The sequence below is a fragment of the Enterococcus sp. GC34 genome (assembly GCF_040886645.1).
In the GTDB taxonomy this organism is placed as follows: domain Bacteria; phylum Bacillota; class Bacilli; order Lactobacillales; family Enterococcaceae; genus Enterococcus; species Enterococcus faecalis.
This window is the reverse complement of record NZ_JBFOEF010000010.1, coordinates 53,764-77,362: the sequence shown is the minus strand read 5'-3', so window position 1 is coordinate 77,362 and position 23,599 is coordinate 53,764. Positions and strand designations below refer to the sequence as shown.

The window sequence follows — 23,599 nt, the reverse complement described above, 5'->3', positions numbered from 1 at the left end:
TCCAAAATGGTTTTTATTTTTCTAAAATAACTAATTTCTCAGCTGGAAAAGCCAAGTGAATGGTTTCGTTTGTTTCATATAACTGTTCACTTGTTCCATTAACCAGCAATGTACCTAACGCTGTTTCCACTTCATATTGATAGCTTTTCCCTAAAAATGTTCGGACAGCGACAGTACCTGCGACAGTATTAGTAGCAGCTTCTGAAACAATCTCGATGTCCTCTGGACGAATCGTTGCCACTGTCGTTGTAACATTTGGTTCAGGATTAGTCGTTTTCACTATTTGATCTGTTTGTGTCCGATAATGACCATCTTCCATTTTTTCAACAGAGAAAAAGTTTTCAAAACCGATAAATTCTGCAACAAACTTAGTACGAGGCAAACGATAAATCGTTTCTGGTGAATCATATTGTTCAATCACGCCATTATTCATAATGGCCACTTTATCTGAAATAGAAAAGCACTCTTCTTGGTCATGTGTGACAAAAACTGTCGTAATGCCTAATTGTTGTTGAATCCGTTTGATTTCAATCCGCATTGCCACTCGTAATTTTGCATCTAAATTACTCAACGGTTCATCTAGTAGTAATAGTTTAGGTTCGATAATCAGAGCACGTGCTAGCGCAACCCGCTGTCTTTGACCACCAGATAATTGTTTTGGATAACGGTCTCCCAAGCTTTCTAAACCACATACTTTTAGCATTTCCGCGACTTTTTGGTCCATGGTTTGTTTGCTTTCTTTGCGTAATTTCAACCCAAAAGCCACATTTTCTGCAATCGTTAAATGGGGAAATAACGCATAGCTTTGAAAAACCATCCCGAAGTTTCTTTTATGGACAGGAACCTTTGTTAGTTCTTCTTGGTCAACGAAAAACTGTCCGTCGTTTGGCTTAATTAATCCAGCAATCACTCTTAGCGTAGTCGTTTTACCACAACCACTCGGTCCTAATAAAGAAACTAACTCTCCTTTTTCCATTGAAATATTTAAATCTTTTAAAATATCTTGTTTTCCGTCATAGCTGACGCGAATATCTTTTAAATCTACAAAAGTCAAAATTTTCTCCTCTTTCTATCTCGTGCTTCTTCCATGTTTTAGGCAATGGAAGCTAGTCCCAACGTTTTTTCAATTAAAAACATTAAGCCCATTGTTAGTAGCATCAACAATACAGAAATTGCTGAAACAGTTGGATCATAATTGTATTCCATATAACTTAATAAAGAAGTAGGCAGCATCGTCACACCGGGACCTGATAAAAACATCGATACAGGAACATTGTTAAACGAATTGACAAATGCTAACATAAAGGCTGCAAAAATTCCCGAAGACACATTGGGTAAAACAATTTGAATGAAAGCTCGCAATCTTGTACAACCTAATGTCCAAGCTACTTCTTCCATTGAATAATCTAGTTGTTCCATACTTGACCCAACCACTCGAATAATATAAGGCAAACTAATTAAAAAATGCCCCATTAATAATCCTTGAAAGACAGGCAAACCTAATTTAATAACAATATATTGAAATAACGTATACCCGACCACAATTCCTGGAATCACAGTTGGGGATAAGAAAAAGCTTTTAATAAAGTTGCGCCCGCGAACGGAATAACGTGCCAGCGCATAGGAAGCCGGAATCCCTACTATTAATGCTAAAACAGTCGCTAATACCCCAATCAACAAGCTTAACTTAAAACTGTCCATAAACGTTTCCGATTGTAATGCTTTGGCGTACCAATCTAAAGTAAATCCTTTAATCGGAAATTGAATCGCTGCGGCTGTTCCAAAAGAAGTCACCACAATCAAACATAATGGTAAAAATAAAAACAGAAAAACTAGAATTGCAATAACAGATAGTCCTTTTTGCTTACGCATGATTTGCTTCTCTCCGATCTACTTTCTTAGCGACCATGTCTAGGCCTTTCATCACAATTAATGTTGTTAAAATCATAATAAATGCAAGAACACTCGCCGATTGCCAATCACCTAAAGTATTAGCCTTTTGATATAAGAAGGTCGACATCATCATTTTTTGGTTACCACCTAACAGCTGTGGCGTCGTATAAGCCGTTAAAGTTCCTGTAAACACTAATATACTTCCTACGATGGTGCCTGGAATTGATAAAGGTAAAACAATTTTCCGAAAAGCCGTCATTGGATTGGCGCCTAGCGTCTCAGCCGCTTCTAGCATTTCTCCTTCAATGTTTTCCATAACCCCAACTAAGGTCATAATCATTGTCGGTAAAAATAAATACACTGAACCGATAATAATTGCAAATTCTGTATACAATAAATTCAGCGGTTGCTCAATTAAGCCTGTTTTTAATAACAACGTATTCACTACACCGTTTTTTCCTAAAATGTTAATCCAAGCAAAACTTCGAATAACTGAGTTGGTTAATAGTGGAAACAAGGTCATAGCCATTAAAAAGCCACGCCATTTTTTGGAAACTCCAGCAATAAAGTATGCCGTTGGAATGCCCAACACGATTGAAATCCCCGTCACAATTAACGAAACTCTTATCGTTCGCCAGAAAATTGAAACATTATAGTCATCTTTAAAAAAAGTAACATACTGATTTAGTGTCAAGCCATGATCAGTAAAAATGGTTGGTAAAATGCTAGTAATTAATGGAATCATTAAGAAAAATAATAATAGTACTAGCCCCGGTGCCACAATTAAATAAGGAACTTTCTTGTTCATTCGTACACTCCTCGTTCGTTTTTTCACTTCATCAGTATACGCAAGGAAAACGTATATTTCAACACATTTCCATCTTTTTGTTCGTTTTTAAACCCGAACGTTCGTATATTTTTCCTAAAAAGGTTATTAAAAAATAAAACACGAACATTAAACAAAAAAACACAAACAAGACCGTTTGTGTTTTTTGTCAACTTTTTTATTTATCACTTAATTTTCTTGGAACGTTTGATCCTTTTCCATCATTTTCACTATAATACCATCTTGATACACCTGATAATATCCGAACAATTCATTCTCTTTCGAGACACTATTCTTTTCAGATCTAATTTGAACAACATAACTTCCTTTATTTGACTGCTTAAACGTATAATGAAACGCCGAGTCATTAGTTGGTATCCCTAAACCATTTTGTAAAAATTCAATCGCTTCCTGTTTAGTATAAGATTCTGCTTCTAATTGCGTTCCTAAATGCGGATTTTTTTGATCGACAAATTGTCTTACTTTGTCATTATTAGCAGACTTTTCTGTAACGACTTCCTGTTGTGAATCCCTACTTCCTGAACAGCCAGATAATACAAATAAAATCACCAACAACCCCAAACACTTACTCAAAGTTTTCTCCTCCTCTCCCTTTTTATTAGTGATACCTGATGATTTCTTTTATATTTTAGCATGCTTGATATAACGAATGGTGCTCAAAAAAGACAGAATCAACAAGTAAAAATTGTCGACTCACCTTTCTCAACTAATATTAAAAACTATTTGTCTCAATATTTTCGAATTCCCTGTAAATTACTGATAAATAAAAACAGCTCTTTTTGCGTATACTTATATTATCAGCCCCTAAAGGAGGAACTTTCTTGAATAAAAAAAATCTACTCACTTATCAATCAATGGCAGCCTTGTTTCTAATATTCAGTCTCTTTACTTTTGACCCATCGGTTTCTTTTGCCACTCGTTCTGGAAAAACGCCTGTTTCAGTTGAGCTAGAACTTGGAGAGCTGCCTGGCGACGAATCGGTTGACGATGCCATTGATCCTGATTTAGAAAATCCTAACACTAGTTTTGACTTGCTCTTCATTCCGAAAGAATTTACTTTTGAAACCCAAGCGATTTCTGGTGATTTAACAGCAGTTCCTATACGACCTTCTGAAGGTAATACTCATACAATGAGACACTTCGGGATGGGGGATGTTCGCGGAGCCTTAACTGGTTGGCATGTCACTGCTGAAATCCCACACATGCGAAACGAAGCTCATTCTTTACTAGGCATCATTACGTTTCAATTAACAGGCGGCTATGCCCGCTACGACAAAACGTTAAGGCGTTTCTTTATGACAAATACAATGTATGGACTGGATTTTTCAGAAGATCCTGCTGCACCCGACTTCCCGACCAACCCAATTATTATCGGTAACGGTGCGATTTTAATGAGTAACGCTGGTGATAGAAAAGGACAAGGCATGTGGAGTGGCCGCATGACCGATATTTCTCTTGCAATTCAAACCCCTGTTTCACAATTATTTCCTGGCGCATATACAGGTTCGATTATCTGGAATTTAATCTCTGGACCTGCATAAAATAAAGAAACGCTTAGAAAACTAGCGAAATCACTACTCTTCTAAGCGTTTCTTTATATCATAAGGACTATTTGCTCCTTCTATTCGTCTAAACATACTTTACCGCTTTTCGTTTAACGAATCACTTGGCCCCAGCGGTAATCAAACTGATACTCTTGGTTGCCATTATTCAAATTAATTTTGTATAAATAACGCGGGACTTTAATGAACAACGCATCCTCTACTTGAAAAGCTTCAATAGGTACATTTTCTTTAGTTAAAAGCAACGGTGTTTGCCACTCGTATGTTTTTTTCTGCCAATTGTACAAGCCAACTATCGCTTGATTACTTTGTCTTTTCTTGTATGACAGAACATAATAATTTGCTTCATCTTTCTTGCCTAGTAAAACTGGTGCTATTAGTTGCTCTTCTAGTTTTCCTTGCACTGTTGTACGCTCTTCCGATGACAGCTCTTGACCAATTTGACTCTCATTTGAATCTACCGTCCATTTAGGCGCTTCTTGTGTTTGAAAGACTTCTTTGAAAGTTGGGTCTTGTTTTAACTGCCAATTTTTCAAATCTAATTGATAATATCGATTGTTTAATCCATAAATATAGAGATAGCGATTATCCATAAAACGATAATCAACGAAATCAGAGCTTAAATAGTCTTTTAATTCAGGGAATTTCTTCACTAAATCCGCTTCGGAAAACTGTTTTTTCCCTGTTTTTGTATCGAGTAAGTAAATGGCCTCGTTATCAGCATTATTCAAAACCACATATTGATCCGTTTGACCAATTAAATAATCACGCCAGCCTAAACGTTTACTCCACATTCGTTCGCCCGTCTGACTATTAACAGAAATCACTTGGAACAATGAGTTACTAGTGCTAATGCCATTCGTTCGTCCATTTGGGATAATCATTCGCTCAATTGAAGTTAAGCCTTTCGTTTTTTCAGAATAAAACGTCGCACTTTTCTCTTCAATCGTTACTGAACGAAACATTCCGAAAAAGATTAAACCAGCAAAATGTACCACTGCAAGATAAACCAACAAAATTAACGCATAGGGAACCAGTCTCCTTGTACTCCGCCTTCTTATTAAGGAAATAACCAAAATACCACTAATTACTATAAAAATAATTGCTACAATGATGACAAAAATATCATGATAGAGCCAACCAGATAATTGCCAACTTCTATAAAGTGTGTCCATTACGCCATCCTTTCCAATTGTTATTTGCTTATTATAAAAAGGATACTATTTTTTTTTGAAAAATAACAACAAAAAGCGACGAACAGCAATAAGCCCATTCAAGTTGACTAACTAGGTCAACTTGAATGGGCGTGGAGAAATGTGCCTTGTTATTCAGTTATTCCGCTTCTTCAATTGCAGACAAAGCTTTTGCAATATCAATTTCTTTATTCCGATAATCAGCATCATGAACTGGAAAATGCTGCCGCAATTCTGCTGCTTCCATCCACGAAACAGTCCCTTGTTTAATGCCAAAATCAAGAATGTGCCCACCAAATTGGTGATCCTCACTGATAAAGTGCAAATGAAATCCTGCAGCAGAAGCACCATGAAATAATTTAGGTGTAAAGAACCCTACAACTGTTCCCTGAATATTCTCCGCTGTAAATTCAGGTTGATTGCGTGCTGCTTCTACAAATGGTGGATATGGTTTTTCTTGTTTAGGTGCCACACGGACATGCATCTTCGCAAAAAGACCGCTAATTTTAATTGCCGCAAAAAAATTAGGACTAATTTTTTCTAAAATTTGTGCTTTAATATTTTCATCGGTTTCCGTTGATACAGGGAATGCGCCATCTTCTTGAAAACGAGTAACTGCGGCATATGGCGTTAATTCTTCGCCTTCTAAAATAGTAATTTCGCCAGTTTGATTCGCATGATACAATATACCGTCCAATAAAATAATTTCGCCATTTGAGCCTTCTAATGTCCCAATTCCAAAATCACCTTGCGTGAGTAACGTACCAATTTCTGCCGTTCCTGCCATCAAACTTTCCATTAAACCGCCTAGCGTACCATGTTGATAAACATATTGTTCGCTCATTTTTCCATCTCCTAATAAAGTTGATCTGGTAACAATGTTTTACCTAATTCTTGATTATCTGAATAATCCACAGGAACATCAATAATCACTGGGCCTTCTGTTTGCATTCCTTCTTCTAAAGCTGCGGCAAATTCTGCTTGTGAATGAACTCGAACCCCTTTGGCTCCAAAAGCTTCAGCATACTTCACAAAATCAACTGGACCAAAATCTACGCCAGAGGATCGATTATATTTCATTTCTTCTTGGAATTTAACCATATCATAACTACCATCATTCCAAATAATATGCACGATATTTTGCTTTAAACGAACCGCTGTTTCTAATTCTTGCGCCGAAAATAGGAAACCGCCGTCCCCAGAAACAGAGATAATTTGTGTATTCGGACGAACCAGCGCAGCCGAGATTGCCCAAGGCAAAGCGACACCTAATGTTTGCATACCGTTACTAAATAATAAATGACGCGGTTCATAACTTCTAAAGTGGCGAGCCATCCAAATGTAGTGACTCCCTACGTCAACAGTAACTGTCATTTCATTCGTGGTTTTTTCTTGAAGCGTTTGAACAATTTCTAATGGATGTAATCGATTTTCAATTGTACTTGTTTTTACTTCTTTAATCGTTAATTTTTCTTGAAGCGTTTCTAAATAATCTTGAGCATCTTCTGTTAATATTGGTTCACTAAATGCTTCTGATAATTTCAAAATATTTTTAGACATATCACCAATTAGCTCTTCTTCCGGTTGCATATATTGATCAATTTCCATTTGAACTTCATCAATAACAATAACGCGCGCATCTTTTTCTGCGTTCCAATTACGTGCTTCATATTCAATGGGGTCATAACCAATCGCAATCACTAAATCACTTCTTTTTAACAAACGGTCCCCAGGTTGGTTTCGAAATAAACCAACACGCCCAAAGAAATGTTCTTCTAATTCTTTTGAAATAATTCCTGCTCCTTGGAACGTTTCCACTACTGGCAAACCAGTTATAGCAACCAATTCACGAATGGCTGCGGTAACTTTTCGTGCAGAGGCCCGCATTCCTAAAAGTAAAACAGGTAATTTCGCTTGCTTGATTCGTTCAGCTAAAGCTGCGATTGTTTCTGCTGATGCATGGCCCAGTTTCGGAGCCGACAAAGGCTTAATTGCTTCGCCTGTCACCGGACTATCTGTGACATCTTGTGGGATCGATAAGAATGTTGCGCCTTTTTTCGCTGTTTTGGCGATACGGTAAGCATTGGCAATATTTTCAGATAATGTTTCTGGATCTTGAATTTCTGTACTGAATTTTGTTATTGGACTAAATAATGCAGCATTATTCATGCTTTGGTGAGTTAATTTTGACAAATCGGACCGTTTCACCTGTCCAGCCAATGCTAAAACAGGGTCCCCTTCTGCAGTCGCAGTTACTAACCCAGTTGCTAAATTGCTGGCACCAGGTCCACTAGTTGCAATAACTAAGCCAGGCTCTCCCGTCAAACGACCAATCCCTTGTGCCATAAAGGCAGCGTTTTGTTCATGTCGAGCTAAAATTAATTCTGGGCCTTTGTCAACTAATGCATCAAAAACCCCATCAATTTTTGCACCGGGAATCCCAAAAATATAGGGCACTTCGTGATTGATTAAACTTTCTACTATGATATCTGATCCTTTTTTACTCACTGTTATACCTCCAATTAAAATCTGTACTAATTACAAATACAAAAATACCACTAAAATTCTAATTAATCAACAATGAAACACCTTAAAAACGTGTAATATACTAATTCGCATATTTTAATAGAATTGAGATATTTCAAAAGATTAAGCAAAAATAATGCAAAATACCTTAAAGTTTTATAGTCTTTTAACAATTATTATATACTTCTTCACTAAAAATTAGTAAGATTAACCTATAAGAAAAAAATCACAACCTGTGATAAATTATTGGAGGAAAAATATGTCAAAAGGGAAGAAAATTTTTGCCATTATCTTTGGAATTATCTTGGTTCTATTTCTTGCAGTTGTTGGAATGGGAGCAAAACTTTATTGGGATGTTTCTAAATCAATGGATAAAACCTATGAAACAGTAGAACGATCTAAAAAAAGTCAGGTCAATTTAAACAATAAGGAACCTTTTTCTGTTTTATTATTAGGGATTGATACAGGCGATGATGGGCGTGTCGAGCAAGGTCGTTCGGATACAACAATTGTTGCAACAGTTAATCCTCGTGACAAGCAAACAACCTTAGTCAGTCTTGCTCGCGATACCTATGTTGATATTCCAGGTCAAGGAAAACAAGATAAATTGAATCACGCCTATGCTTTTGGTGGGGCATCTTTAGCAATGGACACAGTTGAAAACTATTTAAACATACCTATTAATCATTATGTTTCAATTAATATGGCTGGTTTAAAAGAATTAGTCAACGCGGTTGGTGGAATCGAAGTGAACAATAATCTGACTTTTTCTCAAGACGGATATGATTTTACGATTGGTAAAATTTCATTGGATGGTGAACAAGCACTCTCCTATTCAAGAATGCGTTACGAAGACCCTAATGGTGACTACGGCCGCCAAGAACGTCAAAGAAAAGTGATTGAAGGCATCGTCCAAAAAGTCTTAAGTCTTAATAGCGTGAGCAACTATCAAGAAATTTTAACAGCTGTTTCTGATAATATGAAGACAGATTTAAGTTTTGATGACATGAAAAAAATTGCCTTAGACTATCGCAGTGCCTTTGGTAAAGTGAAACAAGACCAACTTCAAGGTACTGGTTTTATGCAAGATGGTGTTTCCTACCAACGTGTGGATGAACAAGAATTAAATCGTGTCCAACAAGAGTTGAAAAATCAATTGAATAACTAAGTAAAAGCATGTATCAGACAATAAAATACGTCTGATACATGCTTTTAAAATCTTAAATCGAACTATCCTTACTCAAAAATCAATTCGTTGTATTTTCCAATGATTTATTCCGTATAACACTAGTATGCTTACTAAACAATAAAATAATTCATTCATCGTTCCTGAACCCATTCCTAAAAATGTTAAGATGTAAAAAGGGGACTGCAAAAGAATGCCCAATCCGATGGTTGATGCTCCAATATTTATTAATATAGGAACAACCATCATCAAAACTAAATTAAAGATCGTTAAAGTCACTCCCTGTATATGAAAGAATAAATACATTGTTATACCTAAAACTAAGTAGAATAACGGCAACAATATATAAGAAGCTAATAGGACAGTCAACACTTTCCATGAAACAGCTACTGAAAGAACCATGCTTAAAAGAGCACAAACACCGATTAATAAAAATCCTGCTAACAAGCCCAAACATAGTCCACAAATCAACAGCGAGAACAAATAAAGATGGCGACCTTGCCTCGTTTTAAAATAATAATCACTAATTCGTGAGCCTTGATCGTCAACAACAAAGGACACTACTAAAATCGGTGATAGCAAGCTGTTAATAAAATTCATCGCACTGATATAATCATTTACATCAAACATATCGCCAAAAAAATAATTTAAAAATGGTGGAACTAACCCTAAAATGGCAAACATAATGAGATAGCTTCCAGAAAACCAAAAAATTCTGCGCTGAATATCTTGTTTTAACACAGCTTTTACTTTCATCTCTTACTCCCCTTCTACTAATGAAAAATAAACATCTTCTAAATTTAGTGCATGTTTTTTCATTTCTAATGGAATGATGTCGTTTAAAACCAACTCTTTCAAGAACAACGGATAATCTGCTTCCGAAATTAACCAAAGAGGATGTCTTTGTTCTACGCCATCAAAAAGAGCACTAATTTCACTCACTTTGTCTTCGTTTTCTTCATCAAAGGTAAATTGATAGACTGATACTTCTTTTCCTAAAGTGACTGTTTGAATAATTGCTCCATTTTTAATAAAATACGCTCGATCGCACAACTTATCTAGATCCCCTAAAATATGACTGGAAATGACAATCCCTATATGTAACTCTTTTGCTAAGTGCTTTAGTGTCTGAATGGTCGCTTGTACGCCATCTGGATCTAAACCGTTCATTGGTTCATCTAAAATAAGCAGCTCATTTTTGTTAATTAAAGCTAACGCCATTCCTAAGCGCTGCTTCATACCTAAAGAAAAATCTTTGACTTTCTTTTTCCCGTAATTTTTCATATCAAATAGTGATTCTACGTAATCAACTGAATAACTCTCTTTTGAAAGAGCACGAAAATAATTAAGATTTTCTCTTGCTGTTCTATTTGGAAAATATTTAGGTCCATCAATTAAAACACCAATCCGTTCTTGTCCAACGACTTTACCTTGAAAATTAACAATTAATCCACTCATGATTTTCATTGTAGTCGTTTTACCTGCACCATTTGGACCAATTAAACCTACAATTTCACCTGGTTCTACAGTAATTGAAATATTTGTTAGAATTTCTTTTTTATCAATGGTTTTTGAAATATTTTCTAATTGCATTAGCAACACTCCTTAACTACAATTTTTTTCAGCCTTTAGTTCGTAATAGCAAAACAAGCCAATCCCTATTAATTTAACACTAATTACTACCATACCAAATGCAACCATTACTACCCGCTCCTTTCTATACTTTCAATTACTAGCATAGCAAGAAAAATAATCATTTTTTAGTGTAAAAAAATCCGCTATTTGGAAAAAAAATAAAAGAAACAGCGCCGGCAATTATCCTTCAGCGCTGTTCCTAAACTGACTAAAATTGTCTGTTAGCCAATGTTGCTTTTGTAAGTAAACAAAATTAATAGTAGTCGATATGTTATTAATTTAAAATGTAAAGCTCGCAAAAAAGTAGCTTTATTTATCATTGCAATGGGTTATTTTATAAAGAATTTTCTCTAAATTCCGCCAGTTGCGTTCTGTTGGTATATTTTTCATCAGTAGTAAAGTCGTTCCTTTTGTATCAAAATAATAGTTAGAAATCACTAAATCGACTTCAGATGCATCTACTTCATAATCATAAAAAGCCAAGGGATAAGCTTTACCAAAATAATTTTTTATTTTATTCATCAACCATAATCGATGAGTATGATGTAAATCGTCTGCAATTAAAATCTTAATGGGCGTCAATTTCTTTAACAACAAATCATAATAATCTAAAACATAGTAATAGTTTAAGAAAAGTTGTTCCCAATTTTTTAAAATTTCTTTGACCTCTTTTGTTGCCTGCTCTTGCAAATCTCGATGAAAGTTCTCCATCAGTTGGGCTATTTCCGTATTTTGTCTTTTAATTTCATTAATATAAGACTGATTGAAAAATAAATCAGTATTACCGAAAAAGAATTGACTTCGCTCGTGGAATGCCACAAAGTTAAAAATTAATTCAGAATCTGACAAATCCAATTGAAATTGATAGTCTTTTTGCGTGAGGTTATTTAATAGCAATACAGCTTGGTAAGACGTAGTATGATGCAATTTATGTGCTAATGCATGACTAACTTCATAGCGAGGATTACCATCAATCACTCCAAACGAGTAGATAATTCGATATATAAAATAGATCTCTTCTTCAGGCAGCGATAAGTTACACTTCTTCAGCCACATTTTTACTAAAGGAAAAGCTTTATCAGAATCAGCTACCTGTTTAATTTCATCTAAAAGTTCCACTCTTTTTTGTGGTGCACGTTCTAATACAATTGCTAGCCAATAAGAAAAAATTCGTTTCGGCAAACGTAACAATTCAATATCGTATACCTCTTCAAATTGTTCAATATATTGTTCAATCAACTTTTCAGAAATCGTAAATGGCCAGTCACCTGTACGTGAAGATTGCCAATAAAAATAATAATAAAAAGAACGACTCATGCTTTCTTGATTCTCTAGTTCTAAAGAGAACGTATGAAAGGTCATTTGATATCTTTTAAAATATTTTACTAATAATTTGGCATACCGAAAAACAGTCGAAACACTTGTAAATTGCGCATCTGCATAGTCTTCTAAATTTCTGTCTGGGTATTTGTACATATAATCAATCAAATTGAAATTATAAGATTGACGATAGTAATGCAAGTAAACATTATAGATAGGAAAATTAGCATCTTTATACATATAAAATCGTTGATTATTTTCATTTTTCAGTACAATTTTCCCATTAAATTGTTTAAAAATGTCTGATAATTCTTCTACATACAATAGAATAGATTTTGAAGAAACATTCAGTAAGTCTTTTAAATCTGCAATGGTTCGCCACTTGTTTTTTTCTAAGAGATAGTTAAATAGACGAATTTTCTTTTGAGAAGATTTCGTTAAAAATGTATGCACTTTATCAACCTCCTGTATTTCTAAATTTTTATAAATAACTTAGTCATATTAATTATACGACTTTCTTTTTGCAAGAGGTAAATTTTTGCCCCCAAAAAAACAGGTGCTAAAGAAGTTCCTTAGCACCTGTGCTTGATTTCAATTGATTCAATTATTAAGTCATGTTTAATGGAAATTTTATCTAGGTTTAAATAGGGGCATCTTCTAAGTTCCAAACTAATTGACCTTGATAGCTACCCGCGACATCGCTTGGAACTAAAGTTAATTCAAGTGTATTTGCTAAATTCAACATTTGACTTCCACTGCCACTAGCAATAGTTTGTTCGACGTCATTAATCGGTGTCCGTTTGCCCTCTTTAATAAAGCTTAAACCTTTTGACAATGTTTGATTATTTTGATTTTTCATCATTTGTTGCATTTTAACTTTGACTTTCCATTGACTTTTATCTAACTGGCTTTCATCAGTGATAGCCAGTTCTGCTTCTTGTGGCAACTTGACATAGCTATCTTTTACAGGGATTTCTTGTTGTCCAAAAGAAAGAACGTCAGGTAATTTTAATTGCGGCCCCTTTTCCAGACTGACTATCTTTTTTTCATTATTTGAAACTTGTCCAGTTTCATTCATTGCGTAAAATTCAACTTCTTGGTCAAGCCAATTATCTGGTATCTTCATTTTCACTTGATCGTCAACAGTCTCTGGTGCTGTTGGATACTCTTTTACTAATTGTTCCTCTCCACCGAAACGTGCCATTACGCGAATCGTTTTTCCTGCTTCGTGTTTTAAAGAATACGCCACCTCAGCTTCTTTAGTAAAGCGAGAAACCGGTATTGCCTCTCCTGAATTTTTCAATTGAAATTCCAAATTTTTACGATACCGATGAACGATTGTTTGTTCTTCTTGTTTAAACGTTCCTTGATCTTGTTCCACTGGATTTTTAACTGGATAATATCCAGGGATTTCAGGATACTCAGATGATACATCAAATGCTTGTGTTAAAATACCTGGCTGACTCATTGGCTCTTTCAATGGTTGATTATTTTCGTCGACAAAAAGAAGATTCACTTTGCTGTTATAATTCACTTTCAACATGCCTTCGGTCGCTTGATTAAACACTTTATCTCTATTGGTGGCCTTTGTTTGGATTGTATAAGGTAATGTCAGATTTCCTTCTGTATCAATGAAACGATTATCTACTGCTGGGGCATCTTCACGCCATTTCACGGCGACTGTATAAAGTAAAGTCGTGGCAGTTAACCGGCTATCTTGTGGTTGTAAGGCAGTTAATACTAATTCTTCGCCCTGCATCTCTTGTGAGAACAAAGCCGTTACATCTTCACCATTAAAGTTTTGAATGTTGATATTACCTGGCTCGTATTGCTGTGATTGCAAGAGATTTGTTAAGTTAAAACGTACTTCTAAATTACTTAATTTACGATCCTCTGCAACATTCGGCATGATTTGTTGGGCCTTTAATTCACTAACAGGTTGCGGCTTCTCTAACGTTAAAGAATTTGCTAAGGCCCCGCCAAACTCAGGTTTTGCCACAAAGTCTGTACGATAAGGAATTTCTAATGGCTGATTGTTATTCCAATTTCGATAAATAAAGGTTAATTTTTCTTTTGGTCGAGTTAAAATTTGTAGCTGTTGCTTTTGACTATTGATGGCATCGGTTTCCGTTTCGTTATGATAAGTTACCCAATAACCACCACTTTCATCATTCCATGTTCTAGAAAAGTTATTCGTCGGTTTGCTCGCATATAGTAATTCCAAAGGGAAATATATACCAAAATAGTATTTTTTACTTAAATCATACGTATTAAAAGAGGTTTTTAATTGTATTGGTTGGTTTTCTTCGTCAAAAAATTCATACGTCACTTTTACATCTCCAAGGAGAGATAGTGTTAAGAAACGCTCTTTTTCAAAAAAGATTGTTCCCCCCGCACGACTTGGTAAATTTTTCAATATTGAAACTTTAACGCTGACTTTTTTGCCTTGATACCACCCCACATTACGAATCATGGCACTACCTACAGGAGAATTTTCATCAACTGTCAATTGACTACTGTTCGCATTGCCTTCAAGTGGAATAACTTCTGTTTCTGCCCCTGATTGCATAACAAAAGTATGGGAAGTCGGTGTATAGACACCTGGCAAGGCCTTAAAGTAACCATAATCAGACAATTTTGTGTTATTTGAAATTTTCTTGACTAACTCAGTTGCTTCACCAATTTGCGGTCCTAAAGCAAACCCAATCAACGTGATTATAAAAACGAATGAGGTTTTAGCAATCTTATTCATCTGCTTTCCATCCTTTCTTTCGTCTTCGAGCCACTACAAACAGGATGATGCTTATAAGAAGTAAACCGATAGTTAGTAATTCCAATTGCTGTTTTTCTCCCGTATTGGGTAAAAGTTGATTGATTAATCCTTTATCAGAGTTAATCGTTTCTCGATTGGGTTGTTTGGCTTCATTAACTGGGGTTATTTTTTCAAAAGGCACTACCTGATCCTTATAATTTTTCTGATAAAATGTTATGCCTACTTCTGAATCTACTTGCTGCGCATGTACACTATTAGCACTTGCTAAAAAAAAGAGTGCTAGCATGAACACAAGATACCCACTTCTTTTTTTCATTTTAAAGCCTCCCTATTTATGATTTATTTTGGCGTAGTTTTAAAATATAAATAAATAACGCCAAAATAATTAAGATACAGCTTCCTATCACAAGATACAGAAGAATATTCGAAGCAGGTCGGGTGACTTTGACTGCCTCCTCATTCAATTTTTCATCTTCACCTTTAATTTCAAACGCTTTTTTCAATGTCCACTTTTTACTGTTTTGATCTTCCAACTGAATCGTCAACTCATATAAACCTTTTTTTAAGGCTTCATCATTCCAACTAATTGGAAGTTCAAATTGACTACGTGGTGCCACAGAAATTTGTTTTGATAACTCACGAATTTTCTCACTTTTTCCTTTTTTAGTAACAAAGGCGTTCATTTTCAATTGGCTCATTAAAACTGGTTCTGAATTTTCAATTGTCGCGAACAGTGTTAAATAACCATTTTCTAAACCTGGTTTCACCTTTGTTAACTGAAATGCTGGTTCCATTTTTTTATTTTCAACAACAAGTTTTGCTCCGATTGTGTAAGCAAATTTATTCGTTAAACTAAATCCTTTTATTTCCTTCTCTTTTCCATCTGTTAATTCATAACAATAAAATCCACCTAAAATCGTTCCTTCAAAACCATTTTTAGGGACATTTAATTGAAATGAAACTTCTTTTGTTTCTTTTCCTTGTAATTCGACTGTTTGTGACGGCGAAATCAATTCTTCAAATGTAGGACTACCTAATAATTTTTTTCCATGTTGCGAATAGTCTAAAGCGCCATTTTTATTGGTCAGCCCATTATTTGCATCGACACGCACTTTAATCGGTTGATCACTTACATTTTTCAAGCGTAATTTAAACTCTTGTGTGCTTCCAGGGGAGACTTTCAAATCGTAATAACTGACGGAAGATTGCTGGTTTTCTGGTAAAATAGCTTCTGCTTCAAAATTAATCTGATTTTCCTCAGCAGAAGCCGGTGCAGACCACAGAACCAACCAGCTAACTAAACTAAGAAAAAAGATGGGAATAAAAGTTCCCCATCTTTTTAAAGTCTTACGCTGGCGCATCAGATAAACCCCATGTAATCGTTGCTGTGTAGGCTTGTGCTTCAACACCTGCACGTGGTACAAAAAGTTTTACATTTTCATTTTTACCTTTTTCCCCTTGGAATAAGGCAGCCCAGGCGCCTGCACCTTTGCCTTTTTCAGCTGACATTACTGGTTGTAGTGAATCATTTAGTGTTAAACTATTTGATGCAATTGTTGGTGCTTCTGATTGGTTACTTTCTGTAGTTACTTGACCATTTGCCAAGGTTAATTGTGCACCTTTTAAGACGTTTTGATTTGTTACACCTTTAAATTCTGATATGGATGCGGATAGTGCCCAGCCTTCTGCACCTCCACGAGTATCATTAACTTGAACAAATGGTTTTTCATTTTGTGCAAAGTAAGTGGCATCCCCTTGTTGGATTTCTTGTTCACCAAAGCTAATACTTGAAGCGTACGGGATTGATAACGCGCCTTCTGCGCCCGTAGCTGGATCTTCATCTGTATCGCCTGTTGGATCAACGACAGGTTTGACATCTTTCCCAGAACCTGCTTTTAAAGTTACATCAGCTTGCGTGTCTTGTAAGTTTGCTTCATTTGCATAAACTGCTTGTCCTGCAATACTTAATGTTAATGCACTTAATGCAACACTTGCTAAAATTTGTTTTTTCATTCTAAAATTCCTCCTAAAATTTCTTGGTCACTTGCGACCTGCTTTTATTTTTACATCATTTTGAAATTTTAGTAAGAGTAAAAAAATTCTTTGTTTTAGAAAAAAAGTAAAAGTGCGTTGTTATTTTTTTGAAAATATACAAAAAGAACGATACTATTTTTCAGCATCGTTCTTGTCTTGTTTTATTAACGTTCTTGTTTCACCGCTTCTAAAGCCGCTGTATTAATAATATTCCAAGGTTTGTCAAACGCTGGTTGGAAGAAGAAATCCGCATAGGCTAAGTCTTCAATCGTCATTTTGGCTTGAATCGCTAATGAAATAGCATTAATGTTTGCAGTTAAATCTGCTTTTGACATTAATTGAGCGCCTAAAATTTGTGTTGTTTCAGGATCATACACTAATTTAAACCAAGCTTTTTGTTTGTCTGGATTAAAGTCCATCAAGTAGTCTTCTACTACTGTCACCGCTTTTGTTTCTTTTCCTAATTTTTGAGCCATGACTTCGTTAATCCCTGTTGAAGCAAATTTATAATCAAAGACGGCCAAGCCAGAAGATCCTTGAACACCAGGGAAAGGTTTAACTGGTTCCTCTAGGTTTTTCACAGCAAAGCGACCTTGTTTACGAGCATTCGTTGCTAAGGCAATATTTACTTCTGTGCCTGCAGGATTGTATTTAATTAACGTAGCATCCCCTACTGCAAATACATCTGGCTCACTTGTCCGCATGTATTCATCCGTCTTGATCAGGCCATTCGGATGTAATTCCAAGGTACCTTTTAACCAAGCAGTGTTTGGACGGACACCAACCGCTACAACGACCAAATCAGCATCGTACGCATTTTTATCTGTAACGACTTTTTGCACACGACCGTCGCCTTCATAACGTTCAACTGTTTCACCAGTTGCAATGGTAATGTTATTGGCTTCCATTTCTTCTGTTAAAACATCTGTAAATTCTTTATCTAGATATACCCCTAATGGACGATCTAAAATGTCAATAACAGTAACCTTTTTACCGGCTTTTGCAAATGCTTCGGCAGCTTCAATCCCAATATAACCACTACCAATCACAACCACATTATTGACTTCTGGATCTACTGTTTTTTGTTTTAATTTAATGGCCCATTGACGACCACGCATCAAGTAAATATTATCCAAATCTTTACCTGGAATATCTAATTCAAATGGGACAGCTCCGGGACTGATGATTAATTTATCATAATTTTCAACACGTTCTTCACCTGACACTAAATCTTTCACTGTCACTTGATGTTCTTTTGGTTGAATCGCTGTAATTTCAGTATTAGAAAAGACATTCACACCACGACTCTCCATTTTTTCGCCAGTCATATAGCGAACAGAATTAACATCTTTCACTTTTCCTTCTAGGTACAACTGCATGCCACAAGACAAGAATGAGATAAAATCACCTTTCTCATACCATTGAATTTCTGCATCAGGATGAAGATTTAGTAATTCCTCTACCGCTTCATAACCTCCATGTGATGATCCTAAAACAATAACTTTCATCGCTCGTTCCTCCCATATAATATTATTTCTTACATAATAAAGAATATCATATATTCTCAAAAAATAACAAATAATATCCTCTTTTCCATTCTCAATTGAGTTCTTTAAATGAGAATAAAAAGGAGTATCCGCTGTATTCCGCCTCTTTTCAATTACTTTTTTATTTACTAAAAAATAAAAAATACTAAATTCTCCGATACGATTGATAGGGACGCCCCACTTTTAAATAGCTATTTTTACTTTCTAAAAGGTTATTTTTTTCTAGAAACAACACATATTTGCGAACAGAAACATGTGAAAGCTGACTCGCTTCCGATAATTCTTGAATCGTAAAATAGTCGGTAAATTCGTCTATTTTTTTTAACAATAGTTGTAATGTTGCTTGTGTTAGTCCTTTTTCTAAGGACAGGTTTTGAAGATCTTGTTCATTTTTACGTGCGTTTGTCTGTGAAGAATGAAACAATTGGTCCACTTTTGTTTGCGAAAGCTCCTCCGTTTCCAGCGTGAATTGAGCAGCTTTTTTCTGATAGTTTTCGATACTTTGTTGAAATCGTTCAAAAGAGAAGGGTTTAACTAAATAGTCTAAAACGCCTAAATGTAAGCTTCGTTTAACATTTTCCAACTCGTTGGCAGCCGTAATCAGGATAACTTCTGTGTCAATTTTTTCATCTCTAATTGTTGCCAGATAGGTCAAGCCATTGCCATCTTTTAAATGAACATCTAATAAAACAAGTGCTGGTTGTTTTTCTTTCGTTAGTTGTAGACCTTCAGCAATTGTTGCAACCGTAAAAATAGTCGGTTGGTGAATTAATTTTTCAAGATATTTTTGATGTATATATGCAACCATAGGATCGTCTTCAATAATCAATAGGTTCATTTTCCTCTGCTCCTTCGTAATGAACATTTATGCGAATGACAAGCCAATTGTTTTGTTGGTTTTCCCAAGTCAATGTCGCTTCCGCATTCTCTAATAATCTTGCCAAATAAGAAGTGAAAAACTCTTGTTCAAAGCGTTCCAGTTGTTCTTTTGGATAAGCAAACGAATAAATCGTCGTCAAACTTCCTAGCTGATAATCAATGGTTTCAATGATCTCTTCTGGTAACGTTTGCTCCATCAGGAAACGATGAATATAACGGTAGATAGCAATCAAATTTTGCGTATCTTCATCTCGTTTATTTGGTGGAATTTCTGGATAAATTTCAATAGCTAATTGTGTTTTAATTTCTGCAAACTTGATTCTTTCCCCACTTAAAAAACCTGCTAAAATAGGATTCCTAACCAAAATAGCTAAGCGCTGTGCAAATTCCTTTTCTGGTTTCAATAAATCGGCCAGATAATGTTTTAGCGCCTCATAATCTTCTAAATCGACTAAGCCATAAATAACATGCATCTTATTCATAAATTCGTGTGATTGACTTTGTAATGCCGAAGCATATGTCGTTGTGCTGACAAGCTGTTCTGCGACAATAAACGTTTCCGTCGCATTTTTCAGAAAGATAACATGCCCAATTGTTTTTTTACGGACATTAATCGGGGCGATTGAGACGAAATAATCCTGGCCATTTTGACGATAGAATTGCTCTGTTTTTGAATGTACGATTAATTTTTCAGGAGATAAAACCAATGCTGAAAGTTTCTTTCCTAGTAAATTTTCTTCACTATTTGTTATATTATGATACATTTTAGTTGCTTCAATATTTGCTAATAAAATATTTTGATCGGTATCAATCACAAGGATTGCGTCTTTCGTTTCCTCAAGCATGGCGTTTCGCTCTTCTAATAGACGAGCAATTTCTCTTGGCTCTAAATCGTGAAGTTGTTTTTTTAAATAATAAGAAACTACGATGGCTAATATAAAGCCAAAACCAACACTTAAAAGGACACTCACTGTGTAATCATTTTTTGTTCGTTCAATCAATTGTGAAAGCGAGGTCATTTTAATGCCCATTGCCACAACCCCAATTTGTTTTCCTTGATCATAGACTGGGACAAAACCTCGTAATGATTCTCCTAAACTTCCTTGACTAACAGACAAATGTTCCTCCCCTTTTAATGCTCGCACTTCATCGCCACCTTCAAAATGCTTACCTATTTTTTGGCGATCAGGATGTGTTAAACGAATCCCCTGCATATTCATAATCACGATAAAATCCAACTGATGGATTTCACCTAAACGAACCGTATACGCTTCCAATTCATCTGAATAGTGATCATTCTTTAAGGCTTCAATAACATTCGGTTCAATAGCCAACTGTTCCCCGACGGCTAAAAGTGCTTGCTCTTGGTTTTTACGAACTTCTTTAATTGTTTGGACCGTCGTTACTCCGTAAAAGAAAGTAATCATAATAATTAATGTTGCAATAAAAATCACTGATAAGAAGCACCATAATTTCCCGCCACGCTTCATTCCATCCCTCTTTTCTCTTCAAATAAAGTATAGCATAGGAAGATTTGGTTAAAAAACTTTTCTTTAGTTAAATTAATTAAATAATCTACTCTACAGAAAACGTTTACATTATGATGAATATAGATTAAAGTTATAGGAGGAAATAGCATGGAAAAGAAATTGCACGCAACAGCTGCTAATGAAACAGATTGGCGCAACAAATTAACCAAAACGAGGATTGGTTCGGTTACGTTACCTGTTTATCTTGTAACAGCTAGCATTATTCTTGTTACGGCTCTATTAGAACAACTACCAGTCAATATGTTAGGTGGTTTTGCCGTAATTTTAACAATGGGTTGGTTACTTGGAACAATTGGTGGAAATATTCCTATTTTGAAACATTTTGGCGGTCCCGCAATTTTATCTTTATTAGTACCATCAATTATGGTCTTTTTCAATTTACTCAACCAAAATGTCTTAGACTCAACAGATATTTTAATGAAACAAGCAAACTTTCTCTACTTCTATATTGCATGTTTGGTCTGTGGAAGTATCCTTGGAATGAACCGCAAAATTTTAGTCCAAGGTTTAATGCGCATGATTGTCCCGATGGCATTAGGAATGATTTTAGCAATGGGTGTTGGGACCCTTGTTGGAACGCTGTTAGGTCTCGGTTGGAAACATAGCCTTTTCTATATCGTCACTCCTGTTTTAGCTGGTGGAATTGGTGAAGGTATTCTTCCTTTATCCCTTGGTTATAGTGCCATTACTGGATTGCCAAGTGAACAATTAGTGGGGCAATTAATTCCCGCAACCATTATTGGTAATTTTTTTGCTATTATGTGTTCTGGTTTACTTAGTCGTTTAGGAGAAAAACGCCCTGAACTTTCTGGACAAGGTCAGTTGATCAAAATTACTAATTCAGATGATTTAAGTGATGCTTTAGAAGAAGACAAAGCACCAATTGATGTAAAATTAATGGGCGCTGGTGTTTTAATTGCGTGTACCTTATTTATTACAGGCGGTTTATTGCAACACTTAACAGGCTTTCCTGGTCCTGTTTTGATGATTGTTGTCGCAGCCTTTTTAAAATACTTAAACGTAGTACCGAAAGAAACCCAACGCGGATCAAAACAGCTTTATAAATTTATCTCTGGCAATTTTACGTTCCCGTTAATGGTCGGCTTAGGTATGTTATATATTCCTTTAAAAGATGTCGTAGGAATGCTTAGCTGGCAATATTTTGTTGTGGTAATTAGTGTCGTTTTCACTGTTATTGCTACAGGCTTTTTCGTTTCACGCTTCATGAATATGAATCCCGTCGAGGCTGCCATTGTCTCCGCTTGTCAGAGTGGTATGGGTGGGACTGGCGATGTGGCTATTTTAAGTACAGCCAATCGAATGAACTTAATGCCGTTTGCACAAGTTGCGACACGTTTAGGCGGTGCCATTACAGTAATAACAATGACTGCTATTTTTAGAATGCTTTTTTAACCATAAGTGAATTATTTAGGAGGAAAATGATATGTCAACAAAAGATGTAAAAGAATTAGCGATTGAGCAAGCAAAAAAATTTGGGGGAAAATTAGAAGTCTGTCCTAAAGTTCCGATTGAAACAAAAGCAGATTTAGGAATTGCCTACACACCAGGTGTTGCAGCTGTTTCTTCTGCCATACATGAAAAAAAAGAACGCGCCTACGAATTAACAACAAAGAAAAACACCGTCGCCGTTATCAGTGATGGTTCAGCAGTTTTAGGTTTAGGTAACATTGGTCCTGAAGCAGCGATGCCTGTCATGGAAGGAAAAGCTGCATTGTTTAAACGCTTTGCTGGTGTGGATTCGATTCCCCTTGTTTTAGATACACAAGATACCGAAGAAATTATTCAAACGGTGAAATTTTTGGCTCCAACCTTTGGGGGGATTAACTTGGAAGATATCAGCGCTCCTCGTTGTTTTGAAATTGAACAGCGTTTAATCGATGAACTAGATATTCCCGTTTTCCATGATGATCAACACGGGACAGCGATTGTTGTTCTAGCCGCTTTGTACAACAGCTTAAAATTAATCAACAAGAAAATAGAGGACATTCATGTGGTAATCAACGGCGGTGGCTCCGCTGGTCTTTCGATCACAAGAAAATTTTTAGCTGCTGGTGTAAAACATATTATCATTGTTGACCGTACAGGGATTCTGAGCGAAACAGATACAGCTCTGCCACCACACCACGCAGAAATTGCGAAGCTAACCAATAGGGAACACCGTACCGGTGATTTAGCTACTGCTCTTGAAGGCGCTGATGTCTTTGTTGGTGTTTCGGCACCAGGTGTTTTAAAACCCGAGTGGATTCAACAGATGAATGAGCAGCCAGTTATTTTTGCAATGGCTAACCCAGTTCCTGAAATTTTTCCTGATGAAGCTTTAGCGGCAGGCGCTTATATTGTCGGAACTGGTCGTAGTGACTTTCCGAATCAAATTAATAATGTGTTGGCCTTCCCTGGTATCTTCCGCGGTGCCTTAGATGCTCGGGCGAAAAAGATTACGATTGAAATGCAAATTGCCGCTGCCAAAGGTATTGCAAAATTGATTCCCGATAATGAACTCACGCCGACCAATATTATTCCCGATCCATTCCAAGAAGGAGTCGCAAAAGTCGTCGCCGAAAGCGTCCGTAACGCTGTCAAAGAAACAAATTAAAAAGAGAAAAAAGGAACAACCTAACTCCTCTAGAGTTAGG

21 protein-coding genes are annotated in these 23,599 nt (G+C 35.9%); 4 read left to right on the top strand and 17 right to left on the bottom strand.

Annotated features, from left to right (window positions below; translation table 11 throughout):
* Positions 1-13: 13 nt before the first annotated feature.
* The 4 genes from AB3I72_RS11060 to AB3I72_RS11045 all read right to left on the bottom strand — a co-directional run bounded on the left by AB3I72_RS11060 (position 14) and on the right by AB3I72_RS11045 (position 3,313).
* Positions 14-1,054 carry an ABC transporter ATP-binding protein gene (locus AB3I72_RS11060; RefSeq protein ID WP_061100998.1) on the bottom strand — a complete coding sequence of 347 codons (1,041 nt, stop codon included), beginning with the start codon at positions 1,052-1,054 and terminating at the stop codon, positions 14-16.
* 38 nt (positions 1,055-1,092) lie between these two features.
* Positions 1,093-1,872, bottom strand: a complete 780-nt coding sequence (locus AB3I72_RS11055; RefSeq protein ID WP_002357916.1) for an ABC transporter permease — start codon at positions 1,870-1,872, stop codon at positions 1,093-1,095.
* Positions 1,865-2,701 carry an ABC transporter permease gene (locus AB3I72_RS11050; protein WP_002382189.1) on the bottom strand — a complete coding sequence of 279 codons (837 nt, stop codon included), beginning with the start codon at positions 2,699-2,701 and terminating at the stop codon, positions 1,865-1,867. The genes AB3I72_RS11055 and AB3I72_RS11050 overlap by 8 nt, the downstream gene beginning before the upstream one ends.
* 207 nt (positions 2,702-2,908) lie before the next feature.
* Positions 2,909-3,313 (bottom strand): hypothetical protein, encoded by a 405-nt coding sequence (locus AB3I72_RS11045; protein ID WP_368023920.1) that lies wholly within the window; start codon positions 3,311-3,313, stop codon positions 2,909-2,911.
* 206 nt (positions 3,314-3,519) lie between these two features.
* Here AB3I72_RS11045 and AB3I72_RS11040 point away from each other — a divergent pair, with 206 nt between their 5' ends.
* Positions 3,520-4,281 (top strand): WxL domain-containing protein, encoded by a 762-nt coding sequence (locus tag AB3I72_RS11040; RefSeq protein ID WP_368023919.1) that lies wholly within the window; start codon positions 3,520-3,522, stop codon positions 4,279-4,281.
* 113 nt (positions 4,282-4,394) lie between these two features.
* Here the strand turns inward: AB3I72_RS11040 and AB3I72_RS11035 are convergent, their stop codons facing one another.
* The 3 genes from AB3I72_RS11035 to alsS all read right to left on the bottom strand — a co-directional run bounded on the left by AB3I72_RS11035 (position 4,395) and on the right by alsS (position 8,003).
* Entirely contained in the window at positions 4,395-5,477 is a 1,083-nt protein-coding gene (locus tag AB3I72_RS11035; protein WP_002357921.1) for a PA2928 family protein, read from the bottom strand.
* A 157-nt stretch (positions 5,478-5,634) separates the two neighbouring features.
* Positions 5,635-6,339: an acetolactate decarboxylase gene (gene budA, locus AB3I72_RS11030; RefSeq protein ID WP_002366507.1), complete on the bottom strand. Its 705-nt coding sequence runs from the start codon at positions 6,337-6,339 to the stop codon at positions 5,635-5,637.
* An 11-nt stretch (positions 6,340-6,350) separates the two neighbouring features.
* Positions 6,351-8,003, bottom strand: a complete 1,653-nt coding sequence (alsS, locus tag AB3I72_RS11025; protein ID WP_002357923.1) for an acetolactate synthase AlsS — start codon at positions 8,001-8,003, stop codon at positions 6,351-6,353.
* A gap of 277 nt (positions 8,004-8,280) precedes the next feature.
* On the opposite strand from alsS, the gene AB3I72_RS11020 reads away from it, so the two are divergent.
* Positions 8,281-9,189: an LCP family protein gene (locus AB3I72_RS11020; RefSeq protein ID WP_002390119.1), complete on the top strand. Its 909-nt coding sequence runs from the start codon at positions 8,281-8,283 to the stop codon at positions 9,187-9,189.
* 72 nt (positions 9,190-9,261) lie between these two features.
* On the opposite strand, the gene AB3I72_RS11015 is transcribed toward AB3I72_RS11020, so the two are convergent.
* From AB3I72_RS11015 to AB3I72_RS10970, 10 genes are all read right to left on the bottom strand, one after another.
* Entirely contained in the window at positions 9,262-9,963 is a 702-nt protein-coding gene (locus AB3I72_RS11015; protein WP_368023918.1) for a hypothetical protein, read from the bottom strand.
* A 3-nt stretch (positions 9,964-9,966) separates the two neighbouring features.
* A complete protein-coding gene (locus AB3I72_RS11010; protein ID WP_002382183.1) occupies positions 9,967-10,800 on the bottom strand; it encodes an ABC transporter ATP-binding protein in 834 nt (277 codons plus the stop codon).
* Positions 10,801-11,151: 351 nt separating this feature from the next.
* Positions 11,152-12,615 carry a helix-turn-helix domain-containing protein gene (locus tag AB3I72_RS11005; protein ID WP_002369577.1) on the bottom strand — a complete coding sequence of 488 codons (1,464 nt, stop codon included), beginning with the start codon at positions 12,613-12,615 and terminating at the stop codon, positions 11,152-11,154.
* Positions 12,616-12,802: 187 nt separating this feature from the next.
* A complete protein-coding gene (locus AB3I72_RS11000) occupies positions 12,803-14,914 on the bottom strand; it encodes a MucBP domain-containing protein (RefSeq protein WP_061101003.1) in 2,112 nt (703 codons plus the stop codon).
* Positions 14,907-15,251, bottom strand: coding sequence for an LPXTG cell wall anchor domain-containing protein (locus AB3I72_RS10995; protein ID WP_002366500.1), 345 nt, complete (start codon positions 15,249-15,251; stop codon positions 14,907-14,909). Before AB3I72_RS10995 ends, AB3I72_RS11000 begins: the two co-directional genes overlap by 8 nt.
* Positions 15,252-15,267: 16 nt before the next feature.
* Positions 15,268-16,296 carry a DUF916 and DUF3324 domain-containing protein gene (locus tag AB3I72_RS10990; protein ID WP_368023917.1) on the bottom strand — a complete coding sequence of 343 codons (1,029 nt, stop codon included), beginning with the start codon at positions 16,294-16,296 and terminating at the stop codon, positions 15,268-15,270.
* A complete protein-coding gene (locus AB3I72_RS10985) occupies positions 16,283-16,948 on the bottom strand; it encodes a WxL domain-containing protein (protein WP_002366498.1) in 666 nt (221 codons plus the stop codon). The genes AB3I72_RS10990 and AB3I72_RS10985 overlap by 14 nt, the downstream gene beginning before the upstream one ends.
* A gap of 185 nt (positions 16,949-17,133) precedes the next feature.
* On the bottom strand, positions 17,134-18,477 hold the full coding sequence (locus AB3I72_RS10980) for an NADH peroxidase (RefSeq protein ID WP_010712320.1): 1,344 nt from the start codon (positions 18,475-18,477) through the stop codon (positions 17,134-17,136).
* Between the two features lie 184 nt (positions 18,478-18,661).
* Positions 18,662-19,354: a response regulator gene (locus AB3I72_RS10975; protein ID WP_002419173.1), complete on the bottom strand. Its 693-nt coding sequence runs from the start codon at positions 19,352-19,354 to the stop codon at positions 18,662-18,664.
* Positions 19,335-20,885: a sensor histidine kinase gene (locus AB3I72_RS10970; protein WP_061101006.1), complete on the bottom strand. Its 1,551-nt coding sequence runs from the start codon at positions 20,883-20,885 to the stop codon at positions 19,335-19,337. Before AB3I72_RS10970 ends, AB3I72_RS10975 begins: the two co-directional genes overlap by 20 nt.
* A 147-nt stretch (positions 20,886-21,032) precedes the next feature.
* On the opposite strand from AB3I72_RS10970, the gene AB3I72_RS10965 reads away from it, so the two are divergent.
* Both AB3I72_RS10965 and AB3I72_RS10960 read left to right on the top strand, forming a co-directional pair.
* Positions 21,033-22,358 (top strand): 2-hydroxycarboxylate transporter family protein, encoded by a 1,326-nt coding sequence (locus tag AB3I72_RS10965; RefSeq protein WP_002357930.1) that lies wholly within the window; start codon positions 21,033-21,035, stop codon positions 22,356-22,358.
* Positions 22,359-22,389: 31 nt separating this feature from the next.
* Entirely contained in the window at positions 22,390-23,559 is a 1,170-nt protein-coding gene (locus AB3I72_RS10960) for an NADP-dependent malic enzyme (RefSeq protein WP_002361648.1), read from the top strand.
* The last annotated feature ends 40 nt before the right edge of the window (positions 23,560-23,599 follow it).